The 16,078-nt window shown below is 61.0% G+C and carries 16 protein-coding genes; 2 read left to right on the top strand and 14 right to left on the bottom strand.

Features of this window, described 5'->3' with window-relative positions:
• Positions 1–3: 3 nt before the first annotated feature.
• The 3 genes from CRO46_RS14700 to pyrC all read right to left on the bottom strand — a co-directional run bounded on the left by CRO46_RS14700 (position 4) and on the right by pyrC (position 2,806).
• A complete protein-coding gene (locus CRO46_RS14700) occupies positions 4–927 on the bottom strand; it encodes a carbohydrate kinase family protein (protein WP_097108534.1) in 924 nt (307 codons plus the stop codon).
• A gap of 52 nt (positions 928–979) precedes the next feature.
• Positions 980–1,678, bottom strand: coding sequence for an orotate phosphoribosyltransferase (locus CRO46_RS14695; RefSeq protein WP_097108699.1), 699 nt, complete (start codon positions 1,676–1,678; stop codon positions 980–982).
• Positions 1,679–1,768: 90 nt separating this feature from the next.
• A complete protein-coding gene (pyrC, locus tag CRO46_RS14690) occupies positions 1,769–2,806 on the bottom strand; it encodes a dihydroorotase (RefSeq protein ID WP_097108533.1) in 1,038 nt (345 codons plus the stop codon).
• 124 nt (positions 2,807–2,930) lie between these two features.
• On the opposite strand from pyrC, the gene CRO46_RS14685 reads away from it, so the two are divergent.
• Entirely contained in the window at positions 2,931–3,719 is a 789-nt protein-coding gene (locus CRO46_RS14685; RefSeq protein WP_097108532.1) for an SDR family oxidoreductase, read from the top strand.
• A gap of 54 nt (positions 3,720–3,773) precedes the next feature.
• On the opposite strand, the gene CRO46_RS14680 is transcribed toward CRO46_RS14685, so the two are convergent.
• From CRO46_RS14680 to rfbF, 6 genes are all read right to left on the bottom strand, one after another.
• Entirely contained in the window at positions 3,774–4,628 is an 855-nt protein-coding gene (locus CRO46_RS14680) for a D-amino-acid transaminase (protein WP_179759076.1), read from the bottom strand.
• Between the two features lie 139 nt (positions 4,629–4,767).
• The gene (locus CRO46_RS14675; RefSeq protein ID WP_097108698.1) at positions 4,768–5,271 is read right to left on the bottom strand and encodes a P-loop nucleotide/nucleoside kinase family protein; all 504 of its coding nucleotides are present in this window, start codon (positions 5,269–5,271) and stop codon (positions 4,768–4,770) included.
• A gap of 362 nt (positions 5,272–5,633) precedes the next feature.
• Positions 5,634–6,863, bottom strand: coding sequence for a class I SAM-dependent methyltransferase (locus tag CRO46_RS14670; RefSeq protein WP_097108697.1), 1,230 nt, complete (start codon positions 6,861–6,863; stop codon positions 5,634–5,636).
• A complete protein-coding gene (locus CRO46_RS14665; protein ID WP_342171040.1) occupies positions 6,863–7,432 on the bottom strand; it encodes a dTDP-4-dehydrorhamnose 3,5-epimerase family protein in 570 nt (189 codons plus the stop codon). The genes CRO46_RS14670 and CRO46_RS14665 overlap by 1 nt, the downstream gene beginning before the upstream one ends.
• Entirely contained in the window at positions 7,429–8,529 is a 1,101-nt protein-coding gene (gene rfbG, locus CRO46_RS14660) for a CDP-glucose 4,6-dehydratase (protein WP_097108529.1), read from the bottom strand. Before rfbG ends, CRO46_RS14665 begins: the two co-directional genes overlap by 4 nt.
• Complete coding sequence (rfbF, locus tag CRO46_RS14655) at positions 8,514–9,284, bottom strand: glucose-1-phosphate cytidylyltransferase (protein ID WP_097108696.1); 771 nt, start codon at positions 9,282–9,284, stop codon at positions 8,514–8,516. The genes rfbG and rfbF overlap by 16 nt, the downstream gene beginning before the upstream one ends.
• Positions 9,285–9,628: 344 nt before the next feature.
• Here rfbF and CRO46_RS14650 point away from each other — a divergent pair, with 344 nt between their 5' ends.
• Positions 9,629–11,221, top strand: coding sequence for a helicase HerA-like C-terminal domain-containing protein (locus CRO46_RS14650; RefSeq protein ID WP_097108695.1), 1,593 nt, complete (start codon positions 9,629–9,631; stop codon positions 11,219–11,221).
• 39 nt (positions 11,222–11,260) lie between these two features.
• Here CRO46_RS14650 and CRO46_RS14645 read toward each other — a convergent pair whose 3' ends face one another.
• The 5 genes from CRO46_RS14645 to CRO46_RS14625 form a co-directional block, all read right to left on the bottom strand.
• Positions 11,261–11,878 (bottom strand): M23 family metallopeptidase, encoded by a 618-nt coding sequence (locus CRO46_RS14645; protein WP_097108528.1) that lies wholly within the window; start codon positions 11,876–11,878, stop codon positions 11,261–11,263.
• A 130-nt stretch (positions 11,879–12,008) separates the two neighbouring features.
• A complete protein-coding gene (locus CRO46_RS14640) occupies positions 12,009–12,779 on the bottom strand; it encodes a L,D-transpeptidase (RefSeq protein WP_097108527.1) in 771 nt (256 codons plus the stop codon).
• 194 nt (positions 12,780–12,973) lie between these two features.
• Complete coding sequence (locus tag CRO46_RS14635) at positions 12,974–14,383, bottom strand: alpha,alpha-trehalose-phosphate synthase (UDP-forming) (protein ID WP_097108526.1); 1,410 nt, start codon at positions 14,381–14,383, stop codon at positions 12,974–12,976.
• Between the two features lie 2 nt (positions 14,384–14,385).
• Positions 14,386–15,189, bottom strand: coding sequence for a trehalose-phosphatase (otsB, locus tag CRO46_RS14630; protein WP_097108525.1), 804 nt, complete (start codon positions 15,187–15,189; stop codon positions 14,386–14,388).
• A gap of 169 nt (positions 15,190–15,358) precedes the next feature.
• On the bottom strand, positions 15,359–16,012 hold the full coding sequence (locus CRO46_RS14625; RefSeq protein WP_097108524.1) for a haloacid dehalogenase type II: 654 nt from the start codon (positions 16,010–16,012) through the stop codon (positions 15,359–15,361).
• Between the last annotated feature and the right edge of the window lie 66 nt (positions 16,013–16,078).

The following is a 16,078-nucleotide window of genomic DNA, read 5'->3' as shown; positions in this document are numbered from 1 at the left end:
CGATCAGAAGCCGATTTCGCTGGCCCAGGGCGGATTGGCGCCGGCCCGCGACACGGTGACGGCAGCCGCCTTCGCACCAAGACCGAGCGCATTGCTGACAGCCTCCGCCGACAGGGATTTCATCGCCTGCTTGGTCAGAAGATTGTCGCGCTTGAGCGATGCCAGCATGCCGGCATTGAACGTGTCGCCGGCCCCCACCGTGTCGGCGACCGTAACCTGAACGCCACTAACCTCGACGGTGTGATCGGCAGTGAACCCGATCGCGCCATCCGGGCCGCGGGTGAAGACCACCAGGCTCGGGCCCTCAGCCAACCAGGCACGGGCCGCGGTTTCCATGTCCGGCTGCCCGAACCATTCGAGATCCTCATCGGACATCTTGACGATGTCGCTCATGGCGATCATCCGATCGATGCGGGCGCGGTGTTTTGCGGTATCGGGGATGAAACCGGGGCGGATATTGGGATCGAGCGAGATCACCCGCGCGCCATGCTCGCGCCGCATCAGGCTCTCATAGGTGGAGCCGCAGGGCTCGGGGATCAGGCTGATGGCGCCGAAATGCAGGGCATCGACATCGTCGCCTAGATCCGGCAGGTGCGCCTCGGTGATCATCCGGCCGGCGGTGTTTTCATCGAAGAAGGCGTAGCTCGCCTGACCGTTTACAAGCCGGACGAAGGCCAGAGTTGTGTTGAGATCAAGGGTCGCGCAGGGGCTGTGATCGACACCGCTGGCGGTCAGCGCTTCCCGCAGGATATCGCCGAACATGTCGCTCGAGAGACCGGTGAAGAAGCTCGTGTCCAGTCCGAGGCGGCCAAGCGCCAGCGCCGTATTGAAGACAGCGCCGCCGGCATAGGGCGCAAACGCGTCTTCGCCGTCCGTCGTTGTCCGCGGCAACATGTCGATCAGGGCCTCACCACAACATATGATCATCGTATTCCTCCCCTGACCGGCGGACCCGGCCTGTTGTTACCACGATCAGGCTTTACCGACCGGGCAGCTCCGAAACGCCGCCATGTTTGGCCGACCATTCCAGTGGCGCGTCGAGAAAGGCTTCCACCGAAGCCAGCGTCGCCGGATCGAAAGCCTGTTGTTTCGTGGCCGCTGCCAGCACATCACGCCAGGTGGCGAGATAATGCAGGGTCACGTGGCCGTTGGCAAAGCGCTGCTCGGCTTCAGTGAAGATGCCGTAATAGAACAGCGCAATGCCGTGATCGACGGTGCATCCGGCTTGCCGGATGGCATCGATGAAGGCGAACATGGATCCGCCGGCGGTGGTCAGGTCCTCGATCACCAGCACCCGCGAGCCTTCCGGCAACTCGCCCTCGATCTGGGCATTGCGGCCATGGCCTTTCGGCTTCTTGCGGACGTAGATCATCGGCAGGCCGAGACGCTCGGCCAGAAACGCGGCAAAAGGAATGCCGGCCGTTTCGCCACCGGCAACACAGTCGAACTGCTCGAACCCGGCTTCCGACAGGATCGTGGCGGCGGCAAAATCCATCACCGCCGAGCGGATGCGCGGGTAGGAAATCAGCTTGCGGCAATCGATATAGACCGGGCTCATCATCCCGGATGCCAGCTTGTAGGGCTCGGTGGCATTGAAATGCACCGCCTTGATCTCCAGCAGCTGGGTGGCGACGAGTTCCGCCATCTTCGCCTTGTCGGGAAAGGTGTTGGAAAACATCGGCATCGCCTCCAAGGTCTGGCCCGGACACCAGGTCCGGCTGAGTTTGGCAACCCAGATATCAGTTCGGACCGCCGGTTAAAAGCGTGTTCAGGCAACTTCCCAGTGGATGGGCACCAGCGGGTCGAACACGGTGACAGGCCCGTCCCCGGTTTCGATCTTATCGGGCCAGGTCACCGGGTGATCACGCTTTGCGAGTGTCACCGTCTCGCTGTTGACCGGCAGGCCGTACCAGGCCGGGCCGTGGAGGCTGGCGAAGCCGGCCAGCTTGTCGAGCGCGCCGTCTTCCTCGAACACATGGGCAAGGCAGGAAAGGGTGTTGATCGAGGTGAAGATACCGGCACAGCCGCAGCCGCATTCCTTCAGCGGGTCGACATGCGGCGCGGAATCGGTGCCGAGAAAGAACCGCGTGTCGCCCGAGGTCGCCGCCTTGCGCAAAGCCAGACGATGGCTCTCGCGCTTGGCAACGGGCAGGCAGTAATAATGAGGCTTGATACCGCCGGCGAGGATGGCGTTGCGGTTGATCATCAGATGATGGGTCGTGATGCTGCCGGCCAGATTGGCGTCCGCACCCGTCACATAAGCGATGCCGTTGGATGTGGTGATGTGCTCGAGCGTGATCTTCAATTCCGGGAGTTTCGCACGCAGCGGGTCGAGCACGGTCTCGATGAACACCGCCTCGCGGTCGAAGATGTCCACCGATGAATCGGTGACTTCACCGTGAATGCAAAGCGGCATGCCGATCTCGGCCATCTTTTCCAGAACCGGCATGACCTTCGAAAGATCGCGGACACCGGAATGGGAATTGGTGGTGGCACCGGCGGGGTAGAGCTTCACCGCCGTCACCAAACCGGACGCATGGGCGCTGGCGACATCTGCCGGGTCGGTACCTTCGGTCAGGTACAGCGTCATCAATGGGGTGAAGTCGAGCCCCTTCGGCAAGGCCGCCATGATGCGATCCCGATAGGCTCTGGCGTCGGCGCTGGTCACCACCGGCGGAACCAGATTCGGCATGATGATTGCGCGGGCAAAATGCTGCGCGCTGTAAGGCAGAACGCCTTCCAGCATGGCGCCATCGCGCAGGTGCAGGTGCCAGTCATCAGGCTTCGGAATGGTAATCTCGACCACGCTAAGGGTTCTCCCTGGATTTGGCTGCCCCGTCTGCCCGGCGGCAGGGGTTGACGTTCTGCGTCCCGGGCGGCAACTGATAGGCAAGGCTTTAGCAGGCAACAGGCAAACAGGGAAAGACTTCATGGATCTTGGATTGACAGGAAAACGGGCTCTGGTGCTGGCGTCATCACGCGGACTGGGGCTCGGCATCGCCGAAGCCATCGCCGCAGAAGGCGCCGATGTGCTGATCACCGGCCGCGACGGCGAGCGCCTTGAGGCAGCGGTCAACACCATCAACGCGCGCGGTGCGGGCAAGGCCCGGTTCGTGGTTTCCGATCTGTCCGACAAGGGCACGCCGGAATTGCTCGAGCAGACCGTGAAGAGCGAATTCGGCGGCCTGGATATCCTCGTCAACAACACCGGTGGTCCGCCTCCGGGATTGATGAGCGAAGCAGACCTGTCTGTGGTTCACCGCCAGTTCGAAATCATGGTGATGAGCGTGATGGATATCACCGCGCGTTTCCTGCCGGGCATGCGGGCCCAGGGATGGGGCCGGGTGCTGACGGTGGCCTCCTCCGGCGTGATCCAGCCGATCCCCAATCTGGGACTGTCCAACGCACTCCGAGCCACGCTCGTCGGCTGGTCGAAATCGATGGCCAACGAAACCGCCGGTGACGGCGTTACCTTCAACATGCTTCTGCCTGGCCGCATTGGAACAGACCGGCTGAAACAGCTCGATGCCGCCAATGCAGAGCGCACCGGCAAGGACGTCGCCGAGGTCTCCAAGGCCGCGCAGAAGGAAATCCCTGTCGGGCGTTACGGCGCGGTGGAAGAGTTCGCCAACACCGCTGCCTTCATCGTCAGCGCCCGGGCGAGCTACATCAACGGGTCCATGATCCGCTGCGACGGCGGCGCCATCAAATCGGTCTGAAGACGCGAGCGGAGCCGGGACCTTGCGGCCCGGCTCCAATTCACAGATTCGCGATCAAAGCGCCCGCTTGAGGCTTTCCTCGATATAGGTCTTGCGCAGACCGAGCGTCACCGGGCCGGGTTTGCCGCCCGACAGTTCCACACCATCAATCGAGATGACCGGACCGACAAAGACCGAAGCCGACGAAATGAACGCCTCGGCGGCATCCTTTGCTTCCTCGATGGTGAACTCACGCTCTTCGATGCTGGTGCCATTGGCCTCGGAATAGGCCATCAGGGCGGCGCGGGTGATTCCGGGCAGGATCGCGTGCGACAGCGGTCGGGTGACGATTGCGCCGTTTTTCGTGACTATGAAAGCGTTGTTCGAGGTGCCCTCGGTGACAACACCGTCGCGCACCATCCAGGCATCGTCGGCGCCTCGGGCCTTGGCTTCCATCTTGCCCAAGGACGGGTAGAGGAGCTGCACGGTCTTGATGTCGCAGCGGCCCCAGCGCAGATCCGGGATGGAGACGATCTTCATGCCGTTTTTCGCGACCGCGGTGTCGATCAGCGGGCGGGACTGGGTGAACAGGACCAGCGTCGGTGTCAGCTTGTCGGTATCGAACAGGAAATCGCGGTCGATGGCGCCGCGGGTCATCTGCAGATAGACCACGCCCTCCTCGACATTGTTGCGGCTTACCAACTCGCGGTGAATGGCGAGCAGATCCTCGTCGGTGACATCGATACGCATCCCAAGTTCGCCGGCGGAACGGTGCAGCCGCGCAATATGGGCCGGAAAATCGATCAGCTTGCCGCCGAGCACGGAAGCAACCTCATAAATGCCGTCGGCAAACAGGAAACCGCGATCAAATACCGAGACCTTGGCCTCATCTTCCGGCACATAGTTTCCGTTGACATAGACCGTGCGCATGACCAACCTCTCAATTGTGTAGGCTCAACACATGGCAAATTTGGCGCATTCCGCCAACCGCTATTTTTTCTGGATCCTGTCCCGGACACGGCATAGCGGCCCTGCCTGAGCGGCAATGCGCCCGACGATCACACGGTAACTATGCCTGATCGTCGGGACGGTGGGTAACGATGTTGAAGCCCTCTTGAGGCGTCGGGGCGACAAAGTGCTTGGATATCTTCTCGAATTGTTCATCCGAAACAGCAAACGGATGATCTCCGCCTTCGTTTCGGGCGCGCATTCTCGCTTTGCAAACATCATCCGGAACATCGAGGAAATGCAGCTTGTGGGCCACATCTGTCACATCGATGATGGCGCGCATCCACAGCCGGTTGGCGACCGTGTTTGCCGGGTAATCCAGCGCCACCGACACACCTGCAGTCAAAAGCGAGACGATATGGGGGCCCATGATTGCCTGCAACTTTGCCGAACACCGCACATAATCGGAGATCGATGACATCTCATCCGAGTAGAGCGCTGCCAGCCAGTCATCCTCGGCAATGACAACCGTACCCGGCATGGCGCCAAGTTTCGCAGTCAACGTCGATTTTCCGGATGCTATTTTGCCGCATACGAGATGCAGCGCTGGTGATGTTGAGAGCATGAAAACACCCTTGTCGTGCGCGAATTGCGCCTTGTTTCGTCGAAATAGCGGCTCCCCGGCCCGGCAAATCAGGCCGGGCAAATAATTCGGGCTCTCTTGCCGCCACTCAGCTTTTCAACAAACGTTTTCATGGATAATTGCTCGCACAAAATGCACCGGACTCGATGACTGGCATGTGCCTCTACCAACATTCTGGCACGGCAAACACCCGGATGCCCATAATCCGGCATGGAAGAGAAGAAGACGTGGCGTGATGCTGCTGCCGCCCGGCTTGGAAATGCGTGATCAGGCGTTTGAGTTGCGGGTCGCATCGAGTTCGATCCATCCGCTCTTGCCGGTGAGCTCGATTTCGACCTTCTCGCCTAGCTTCTGATCCGCAGTTGCGGAATCGCGGTCACGAACTGTCCACCCCAATCGCTGATATAGGCCAGTTGGCTCCTGATTTCGGTCTCGATGTTCCATGGCAGTATCACCACCCTGTCAGGTTGGTCGGAAAGAAGCCGGTCTTCACCGACGATTGGTATGCGCGAACCGGGCATGTAGCGCCCCTGCTTGGCCGGATTGCGATCGACCACAAAAGCGATCTCATCTGCCTCCGTGCCCGCGAAGTTGAGCAAGGTGTTGCCCTTGGCCGCGGCGCCATAGGCGGCCACTTTCAGCCCGGCCTTGCGCGCATCGGCAAGGAATGCCCGGAAACCGTCCCGCGCAGCCTCGGCGCTGGCCTGGAAACCGGCATAAAAGGGCTCGGCATTCATTCCTGCTTCATGCTCGATCTCGAGCATGGCCCTGACCGCCGGCATTACGTGATGGGCTGCATGGTCGCTGCGGCAGGCAAAAACCCTTAGGCTGCCACCATGATGCGGCGTTGTTTCCACATCGAAGACCATCAGGTCATTGGCCCGAAGTATACGCGCAACCGCGATCAATGAAAGATAGGAGTAGTGTTCGTGGTAGGCGGTGTCGAACTGGTTGCCTCGTACCATCTCGTAAAGATGCGGAAACTCAAAGGTCGCCACGCCTGCGGGCTTGAGAAGCTTGGCAAAGCCGCGGACAAAGTCATTGATGTCGGGGACATGGGCCAGCACATTGTTGGCGGCAATCAGATCGGCCTGGCGGCCCTCTCGTGCCAGCCTGGAGCCAAGCTCACTGCCGAAAAACTCCTCGACGATCTCGACGCCCCTGGCGCGGGCGGCGGCGGCCGTGCTGCGGGTCGGCTCGATGCCATAGCAGGGGATGCCAAGCTCGCAGACATATTGCAGCAGATAGCCGTCGTTGGCCGCGACCTCGGCCACCAGGCTTTCCGGGCCGAGACCAAACCGGTCACGCATGGCTCCGACATAGGCTTTGGCATGCTCCAGCCAGGTTTTCGAAAACGAGGAGAAATAGGCATAATCGCCGGAGAAGAACTCCTCTCGGTCGGCAAAATCCTTGGTCTGGGTCAGCCAGCATTCGGTGCAGGTGCGGATTACGAGCGGGTAGCGCTTTTCCGGGCGGGCCAGGTCTGCCGCATCGAGATAGGAATTGGAGGGCGGCGCTTCCCCCAGATCAAGAAACGGGATGAACCCCGCGCTGCCACAATGTCTGCACTGCATCATGATGTCTGCCCTGCCGGACCTATCATCGGGTGCTCCGCATCGCGCGCCGAGATGCCGGTGACCGGCAGCGGCCAATGAATGGCAAGCGCAGGGTCATCATGTCTGAGGCCCGCCTCGCAGGCGGGATTGTAGGCCGCGGAATGAATGTAGACCAGTTCCGCATCATCGGTTAGCGCCTGGAAGCCATGCGCAAAGCCCTCCGGAATGTAGATGGCAGTCCCCGCTTCTGCGGACAGCTTCACGCCGACATGCCGGTACCGGGCCGGGCTGTCCTCACGGATGTCGACGGCAACATCGTGAACTGCGCCTCGAATGCAGACGACCAGCTTGGCTTCGGCATGGGGCGGACGCTGGTAGTGCAGCCCGCGCAGCGTTCCGGCCTTGTCCGTCCGGCTGTGATTGATCTGCGCGACCGGACCGGGCCAGCCGATTTGGCTGAGCGCAGCGGAACAGAAAATCCGGGCGAAGGCACCGCGCTGGTCGACAAATGGCTTGCGCTCGACCAGCGCCGGGCCACCGGATTGCTCGGGCATCAAGGGTGTGAGGATGAAGGGCGAAGCGCTCACCGGATGCCAGCCATAGACGCGCGCCGGACAGTGTCGAGGCAGGCGGTCAAATCCGCCTCGCAGAGATCCCTTGCCGGACGACCAGCCAGAAATGCCCGGTACCAACCGGCTGTCAGGGTGACGGTCTGCTGCAGGTCCCAAAGCCCCCGGACTGCGAGGACCGTTTCGGCGAGGCTTGGGTCAAGCGCCAGCGCGTGTGCCTCGGCAGGTCCCTGCGAGGTCTCGGCGAATTCGGTTCGCACGGCACCAAACTGCTCTGCTGCAAGGGACAGGACCTTGCGAACGGATGCGCTCTCCGAACGCGGTCCGAAGTTGAACGCCGGGGCTGTATCCTGTCCCGACGCCAATCGTTCGGCCAACACCAGATAGCCACGCAGCGGCTCCAGCACGTGCTGCCAGGGCCGGGTTGCATCGGGGCGCCGCACCTGCAAGACCCGGCCGGACGACCAGGCCCGGACTGCGTCGGGGATCAGCCGGTCTTCGGCCCAATCGCCGCCGCCGATGACGTTTCCGGCGCGCGCGGTTGCAACGGCACATCCTTCATCCGCGAGGCGGCTGCGCCATCCGTCGACCACCATCTCGCAAGCCGCCTTGCTGGCGGAGTAGGGATCATGCCCGCCCAGCGGATCGGTTTCAACGAAGGGCCTGCCATCATCGCAGTTGCGGTAGACCTTGTCGGTGGTGGTGACGACGAGCGCGCTTGCAGATTTTACCTCGGCAATAGCTCGCAGAAGATTGTTGGTGCCCGAGACATTGGTTTCAAATGTTGCGTGCGGCTCACTGTAGCCGCGACGCACCAGCGACTGGGCTGCGAGATGGAGAACAACTTCCGGCTCGGTGCGCGCGACCAGCGCAGCCAGGCCCTTGGGATCGCGAATGTCGACGATCTCGCTTGCCAACCGCTCCGCTGCGTGCAGGTGCGAGAACAGCGCTTCGGGCCGGTCCGGCGACAGCGAGCAGCCGGTTACCCGTGCGCCCATGGCCTCCAGCCAGAACAGCAGCCACGCGCCCTTGAACCCGGTGTGGCCGGTGAGAAGCACCCTGCGTCCACGCCAGAAATTGCGATCAGGAAGCCCGGCGATCACCAGCTTTTCCAAGGCGCACGCCCCTGTGTCCAAAGTGCCTCAAGCATGGTCTTGTCGCGCAAGGTATCCATCGGTTGCCAGAAGCCGCGGTGAAAGAAGGCCCGCAGTTCACCTGCTTCGGCGATTCTAGAAAGAGGCTCCGCTTCGAAACTTGTGTGGTCGTTCTCAATCCAGTCAAGCACCGGGTTGGAGAGCACGAAAAAACCGCCATTGATGAAGCCGCCCTCACCTTCCGGCTTCTCGATAAAACCCTGAACCGTATCGCCATCGAGCTTGAGCGCACCGAATCGCGCCGGCGGCCGCACTGCCGTCACCGTTGCGAGCTTGCCATGGGCCTTGTGAAAATCGACTGTGGCGGAAATGTCGACATCCGAGAGGCCGTCGCCATAGGTAAAGCAGAAGTTTTCTTCGCCCGCGAGATAGGGCGCCACACGCTTGAGCCGCCCCCCGGTCATGGTGTTTTCGCCGGTGTCGACCAGTGTCACCCGCCAGTCTTCGGCGCTCTGCCGGTGGAAATGAACCGTGTTGTCGGACATGTCGAAGGTCATGTCCGACATGTGCAGCGCATAGTTGGCGAAATATTCCTTGATCACGTAACCGCGAAAACCACAGCAGATGACGAAGTCGCGCAAGCCGTGGGTGTGGTAGAGCTTCATGATGTGCCAGAGGATCGGCCGCCCGCCGATATCCACCATGGGCTTCGGCCGCAGGTGGGTTTCCTCAGAAAGCCGCGAGCCCAGGCCGCCTGCCAGGATCACGACCTTCATGATGCGGCTCCCTTCCGGGGTCTGCGACAGAGAAACCGCTCCGCCGACCATATTGGCCGGCAGATGTCTTCAGGCCTGGTTGTTGCCCCATGCTTCATGGTGCCCGATATTCCCCTGACAATCAGCCTTTTGAAGCTAGACCGAGAAGCTTTCCCGAGGCTGGCGCAAGCTCACGATGCGGCCGGACCAGCGGCTTTCGGAACCCGCCGCGCGACCCCACACTATCACAGGGGCTGACGAGAAGCATTGTTCGAGGGACTGGGCTTGCCTATAAGTGGGCACCGATGCTTGCGCGCGGCGCATGCGAAAGCCCATCGCCGGACCCGGCGCACAATGAGGACGACATGCTCGAAGAAGGCAAGCTCTACGTCGGCACAAGCCGCAACCCCGACGACAGCATCAACAAGGGCGAGTATCTCGACCTCAAATATGCCAACCGCCACGGCCTGATTACCGGCGCCACCGGCACCGGCAAGACCGTGACGCTGCAAATCCTGACCGAGAGTTTTTCCAATGCGGGAGTTCCGGTGTTCTGCGCCGATGTCAAAGGCGACCTTTCGGGCATTGCCGCCATGGGCGAGCACAAGGACTTCCTGGAAAAACGTGCTCAGACGATCGGGCTGGATCCCTACGAGTTCCAGGAGTTCCCGGTCATTTTCTGGGATCTGTTCGGTGAAAAGGGCCACCGCGTCCGCACCACGATATCGGAGATGGGACCGCTGCTGTTGGCGCGGCTGATGGACATGTCGGATGCGCAGGAAGGCGTGCTCAACATCGCCTTCAAACTGGCCGACGAGAACGGGCTACCGCTGCTCGACCTCAAGGATCTGCGCTCGCTGCTCTCCTACATGGCGGGCGAAACCGAAAAGCTCTCGGCGATGTATGGCAACATCACCAAGCAGTCGCTGTCGACGATCCAGCGCGGACTGCTGGTGCTGGAGCAGCAGGGCGCCGAGCATTTCTTCGGTGAGCCGGCGCTGAAGATTTCCGACATCATGCGCACCACCAACGACGGGCGCGGTGCGATCTCCGTGCTGGCCGCCGACAAGCTGATGATGAATCCGCGGCTCTACGGCACTTTCCTGCTTTGGCTGCTGTCGGAACTGTTTGAGGAATTGCCAGAGGTGGGCGATCCGGACAAACCGCGGCTGGTGTTCTTTTTCGACGAAGCGCATCTGCTGTTTGACGAGGCGCCGAAGATCCTGATCGACCGGGTCGAACAGGTTGTGCGGCTGATCCGCTCGAAGGGCGTCGGTGTCTACTTCGTGACCCAAAACCCGCTTGATGTACCTGACAGCGTGCTCTCGCAGCTCGGCAACCGGGTGCAACATGCGCTCAGGGCCTATACGCCGCGGGAACAGAAGGCGGTGAAGGTGGCAGCGGAAACCTTTCGTCCCAACCCGGCTTTTGATTGCTATGAAGCGATCACCCAGCTCGGTGTCGGCGAGGCGCTGGTGTCGACGCTGGGTGCCAAGGGCGTGCCCTCGATGGTCGAGCGGACGCTGATACGCCCGCCCTCTTCGCGGCTTGGCCCGTTGACCGAGGCCGAGCGGCAGAAGGTGATGGCAGTCAGCCCGGTCGCAGGCCAGTACGACACGGATATCGATCGCGACAGTGCGCACGAGATGCTGCAACGGCGCGCCGAAGAAGCGGCGAAAGCGGAGGAAGAGGAACGCCGCCTGGAAGAGGAGCAGGAAAGGGAACGGCCTGAAAGCCGCCGCTGGACCCTGCCCGGATACGGCGACGAGGACGACGAGGATGATCGCGGCCGCAGCAGGTCATCCCGAAGGCGAAAGAGCTCGAGCCGCAGACGCCCCGGCTATCAGCGCCAGACCGTGACGGAAGCCGTCATCAAGTCGGTTGCCCGTTCGGCGGGCACGTCGCTGGGCCGGGCCCTGGTCCGGGGTATTCTGGGATCGCTCAAGAAAGGGTTCTGATCTCTTTGCAGCTCCCGGGACGACTGCTGCTGAACAGGATCAGTTGCAGGGGACCGGATAGGTTGCTCCGAATTGTGCCAAGTCGTATGACGTGGCCGGATCAAAGCAACTGACCTGCCCAACGCCGTTTACCCACATCGTGTGCGGATCAACCGCTCTCAGGACTTTTGGCCGCACCTCGCGCTGGACCTCGAAATGCAGATGTGGAATGCCGCCAGCCAGTCCGCCGGTGTTGCCCAGTGTCGCGATATGCTGGCCGCGCTCGACCCGGTCGCCTGCCGATACCGCCCGGCTGTTGAGGTGTTTGTAGACGGTAATGGTTCTCAAACCAGCCGAGTTTGGTCCGTGATCGATTGTCACCCGGTTGCCGTAGGCCGGCTCGAAATAGGAAACGATGACCTGTCCGGACGCCGCTGCAATCACGGGCGAGCCGATCCGGCCGACTATATCTATGCCGGCATGCCCATAGCCGGACCGGTCACGGAAGAACTGCTGCGAGATTGACGGCGCACCCTGCGGCATCACCACCGCAATCTTGTCGGCGTGGTCCGGCCGGTAACCGGTGGCCCAACCATCCTCATGCTGAACGCAGCCTGCGATTCCCAGAAGCACCGGCAGAGCCGAGATTGCGGCTACCATGCTGAAACGCCGTCCCATTGCGCATTCTCCCGGTCTTCGGACACCGAAGCCTAGGGGTCAGCTTGCGGGCTCGATCAACCTGCCCGATAGCATGAACTGCGGGGAGGACTCAACCGAACCATGTTCTTCTAAGTCCTCGCGCTAACGGTCAGATCACCAGGATCGGGGTTCGTGTCGGAACGCGGTCGTAAAGATCGCAGATATCCTGATTGATCAGCCTGACGCAGCCCGACGAAACGGCCTTGCCGATCGACTTGTATTCGGGACTGCCATGCAGGCGGTAGAGGGTGTCTTCGCCGTTCTGGAAGATATAGAGCGCTCGTGCACCGAGCGGGTTGTCGAGACCTGGCGCCATGCCGCCATTTTCCGCCGAGTAGGGCTCGAGTTCGGGCTGGCGCGCAATCATTTCCGCAGGCGGGGTCCATTTTGGCCATTTCTGCTTCCACTGGACCACGGCGCGGCCCGACCACGAGAAGCCTTCACGGCCGATGCCCACGCCGTAACGCATGGCCCGGCCATTCTCGCGCACCAGATAAAGGAAGCGCTGGCCGGTATCGACCACGATGGTGCCAGGCCTTTCACCCGTCGGATCCGCAACCTCCTGGCGCAAAAAGGCGGGATCGATCTCGTAGTAGGGAATGGCCGGCAGCGGAAACTGCTCGTCAAGTTTCGGGCCGTACATGCTGTCATAGAGCGGCGAAGTCCTGGCAAGACCTGCATTGCGGTTCTCGGGGACACGGTAAACCGGCGCGGTTTCATTCACGAACCGCTCGGTGGTCTGCGGCGCAGCACAGCCTGCGAGGGTTGCCGCAGCGGCAGAGCCAAGCGCGAGAAACCGGCGGCGAGAAAGGGCTTGCGACAGGGCATCACGCCCGGCAGGACCGGTCGCGGTCAGGTTATGGTCATTGGGTCCGGTCATGGTCGCGGGAAGTCCTCAGGTCTGTAAGATGATCATGCGTGTCACTGTCCGTCCAGGGATCCCCCCGGCCCGACTCAACGCGCAGGCCACAATTGGGTTCCGATCGTGACTTTCCCACGCTAGTCTTGTGGCGAACTTGCCACAGTGACCGCAATTGACCGGCGTGCACGCGAAAGCGCCTTGGAAGCCCCGCCTCAACCGGTCCTTGATACCGGTTCAAGGCGTGCAAATCGTTCGAGCCACTCCGCATCGGCTTTCTCGATCGCGAGCAGTCGTTTCAGGAAGGCTGCACTCCAATGGGCGACATCGTGCTTTTCCAGGTGGGAGTATAGCGCTCCGTGCCGTTGCCGGCGCTCGGCCAGCGGCATCTGCAGAGCCGTCCTGATGGCGTCGGCGACATCTTGCGGATCGTGTGGATTGATGATTAGCGCATCGGACATCTCTTCGGCCGCACCGGCAAATTGCGACAGGATCAGCACACCCGGGTCGGCTTCATCCTGAGCTGCCACATATTCCTTGGCCACCAGGTTCATCCCGTCGAACAATGGGGTGACCAATCCCACTCGCGAGTAACGGTACAGCACGGCCAGATCGTCGCGTGGCAGAGCGCGGTGGATGTATTGCACCGGGGTCCATTCGATGGTTCCGAAGCGGCCGTTGATCCGACCGGCGAGATGCTCCAGATCCGATCTGATGGCCTTGTAGGCATCGACATCGTCGCGCGTGGGGGGAGCGATCTGCAACAGGCCGACCTTGTTGCAAAACTCCGGGTTCTGGCTGAGAAAGGTTTCGTAGCCGAGCAGCCGCTGCGGGAGCCCCTTCGAGTAATCCAGCCGGTCGACCCCGATCAGCCTGGGCACCGATGGAGGCGCAGTTCGGGCTGCGCCGTCGACAGCCAGTTGCCTGAAGCCGCGGACGTCGATCGAAATGGGGAAGCAACCCAGGACCACTTCACGGCCATTGATGCCCATGTTGCCGTTTGGGCGGAGCTCGCCGCGCAGGGTATGGCGAAAGATGTTGATCAGGTGGCCGAGGTCGCGTTGGGTCTGCAAACCGAGCAGATCGTAGTCGGCGAGGCATCCGGCTAGTTCCTGCCACTCCGGGATCGCCTTGAAGGTTTGAAGGTCCGGCAAGGGAATGTGCAGGAAGAAGCCGATACGGCTGGTCACACCCAGCTTTCTGAGCTCGTGAGCCAGTGGTATCAGCTGATAGTCGTGCACCCATATCATACCGTCATGCGTAACGATCCGCGCAATCTGCCTGGCCAGCCGCCGTGCCACTTTGCGGTAGGCGGCGGAATAATGCGGCTGGACATCAATGAGGTCGACCCGGCCATGCAAGGCAGGCCAGAGGACCGAATTGGAGTAGCCGAGGTAATAATCGCGGTAAAGCTCTGGCTCCAACTCGAACAGCGCAATCTCGAAATCGGGGCGCTGGTGGAAGTTCAGTTCGTCCGCCGGGTTTTCGCTCTGCTTTGGCGCGCCGCCGATCCACAGCCCACCTTGCTGACTCAGTGCGTCCTTGAGTGCTACAACCAATCCACCCGAGTCACCGGCTCCATCCACCGACGGGGCCCGGTTGGACACAATTACGAGTCGTCCCATGCCTACGATCTCCCGGCTTCGACCTGTTCGCGCAACCAGGCTTTGAATGTGGAAGGGCTATGGGTCCTGTAGCGGGCGCAGGTTGGCCCTTCCCCGATCTTGACTGTGACTCCACCCTGCTGGTTGACCCAGGAGAAGGCACTTTCATCGGTATCATCATCACCGGCAAACATGATGCTGCGGCCTGAGAATTCCTTGAACGCCAGGATTCGTCCGATGGCGTCGGCTTTTGAAATGCCTTTCGGCTTGATCTCGACAGCCATCTTGGCTGACTGAAGTTCAAAAGCATCATCTTCGCCAACAAGAATGGTCAGGAAATCGCGCACCTTGCACTCGAGTTCCGGATGCTGGCGGAAATGAAGAACGATGCCAAAGCTCTTGTCCTCCGCGATTACCCGCGGATCGAGTACGGCAAATTCCTTCACCGCCTTCTTGATGTGATCAAGACGATCGGCATCGCATTTGACACCATGGAGATGCTCGCCTCCGTGACGCAACTCTGCGCCATGGCCACCCGAAACGGTCGGCGCACAATCCCCGAGATAGTGTTCAATTTCCTGAAGGTTGCGACCTGAGACGATGGCGACCGCACCGTTGTGGCGCCGGTTCAGATCTGTGAGCAGCGATTTCAGCGACCCGTCCACCGTAATGGCGTCAGGGGTGGGAGCTATGTCGACCAGAGTTCCGTCGAAATCGAGAAACAGCGCGGTTTCAGCTGCAACGACTGACAGACGCTCGAGATCATCGGGCGGATCCGTCTCGGGCGCAAATCCCACCATGTTGTAGTAATCCCATTGCTTCGACATGGCTGAAATAAGCTCTCTTTGAATGCGCTTTTTCAACGATGAAGCAAACTAATCGTTCCGCTCGTGCTGTAAAAAATTTGCCATTGCCGCCCGAGAGAATGACCGCACCAGCGCAGCCCGTGCACCTGTCGAAGACGGCCCTTTTCTCCTCTAAGATGAAGCAAGTTCTCTAGTCTACGCCGTTGAGGTCCGGGAGGATCATTGACGGCGACAGGTCGCGGTACTCGTCAGGCATTCTTGCCCGGTTGATCCAGAGCGTGCGAAAGCCGAATTTCGTAGCACCGGCGATATCCCAGCGATTGGATGACTGGAACGACACGGCGCCGGGATAGAGCCGGTAAGCCGTTGTCACCATGTCATAGACGGCCGGATCGGTCTTGAAGGTCTTTAGCTCGTCAACCGAGAAAACATCATCTATGACGGTGTCGAGCGCGGCATTTCTGACAGCAGAGTCCAGCATTTTCTCCGAGCCGTTGGACAGGATCCCGACCCGTGCGCCGCCGGCCTTGAGTCCCTTGAGAACCGCCGGGACTTCAGGATAGCAGTCGAGCTTGAAATAGGCCTCGAGCAATTGCGGCTTCAGGCTCTTGTCGGCACTGGGGATGCGTTCGAAGGAATAATCGAGTGCGTCTTCGGTCAGCGCCCAGAAATCACGCCACTGCCCCATCAACGCCCGCGTCCACGAATATTCCAGCTGCTTGGCGCGCCAGATTTCCGACAGAAGCTGTCCGTCCGGTCCGACCGCTTCGGCATGGCGGCGCACGGCGGAATGAACATCAAACAGGGTTCCATAGGCGTCAAAGATGTAGGCGGCATAGGCCATTTCAAGTTTCCTCATGCATGGTGCTTACGATGCCCGTGTTGCACTGCAACAGTCAAGCGTCAACCG

Origin of the sequence: Parahoeflea halophila (genome assembly GCF_900220985.1) — a bacterium.
GTDB lineage: Bacteria > Pseudomonadota > Alphaproteobacteria > Rhizobiales > Rhizobiaceae > Hoeflea > Hoeflea halophila.
Note: the sequence above shows the minus strand (reverse complement) of the source record. Positions and strands in the feature narration are given on the sequence as shown.

Coding starts and splice junctions, on each gene's coding strand:
- CRO46_RS14645 (WP_097108528.1), bottom strand. CDS start 11,878: ATGGGACGGCGTTTCAGCATGGTAGCCGCAATCTCGGCTCTGCCGGTG.
- CRO46_RS14625 (WP_097108524.1), bottom strand. CDS start 16,012: ATGGCCTATGCCGCCTACATCTTTGACGCCTATGGAACCCTGTTTGAT.
- CRO46_RS14675 (WP_097108698.1), bottom strand. CDS start 5,271: ATGCTCTCAACATCACCAGCGCTGCATCTCGTATGCGGCAAAATAGCA.
- CRO46_RS14635 (WP_097108526.1), bottom strand. CDS start 14,383: ATGGGACGACTCGTAATTGTGTCCAACCGGGCCCCGTCGGTGGATGGA.
- CRO46_RS14695 (WP_097108699.1), bottom strand. CDS start 1,678: ATGTTTTCCAACACCTTTCCCGACAAGGCGAAGATGGCGGAACTCGTC.
- CRO46_RS14685 (WP_097108532.1), top strand. CDS start 2,931: ATGGATCTTGGATTGACAGGAAAACGGGCTCTGGTGCTGGCGTCATCA.
- CRO46_RS14680 (WP_179759076.1), bottom strand. CDS start 4,628: ATGCGCACGGTCTATGTCAACGGAAACTATGTGCCGGAAGATGAGGCC.
- CRO46_RS14650 (WP_097108695.1), top strand. CDS start 9,629: ATGCTCGAAGAAGGCAAGCTCTACGTCGGCACAAGCCGCAACCCCGAC.
- CRO46_RS14640 (WP_097108527.1), bottom strand. CDS start 12,779: ATGACCGGACCCAATGACCATAACCTGACCGCGACCGGTCCTGCCGGG.
- CRO46_RS14700 (WP_097108534.1), bottom strand. CDS start 927: ATGATCATATGTTGTGGTGAGGCCCTGATCGACATGTTGCCGCGGACA.
- rfbF (WP_097108696.1), bottom strand. CDS start 9,284: ATGAAGGTCGTGATCCTGGCAGGCGGCCTGGGCTCGCGGCTTTCTGAG.
- CRO46_RS14670 (WP_097108697.1), bottom strand. CDS start 6,863: ATGCAGTGCAGACATTGTGGCAGCGCGGGGTTCATCCCGTTTCTTGAT.
- otsB (WP_097108525.1), bottom strand. CDS start 15,189: ATGTCGAAGCAATGGGATTACTACAACATGGTGGGATTTGCGCCCGAG.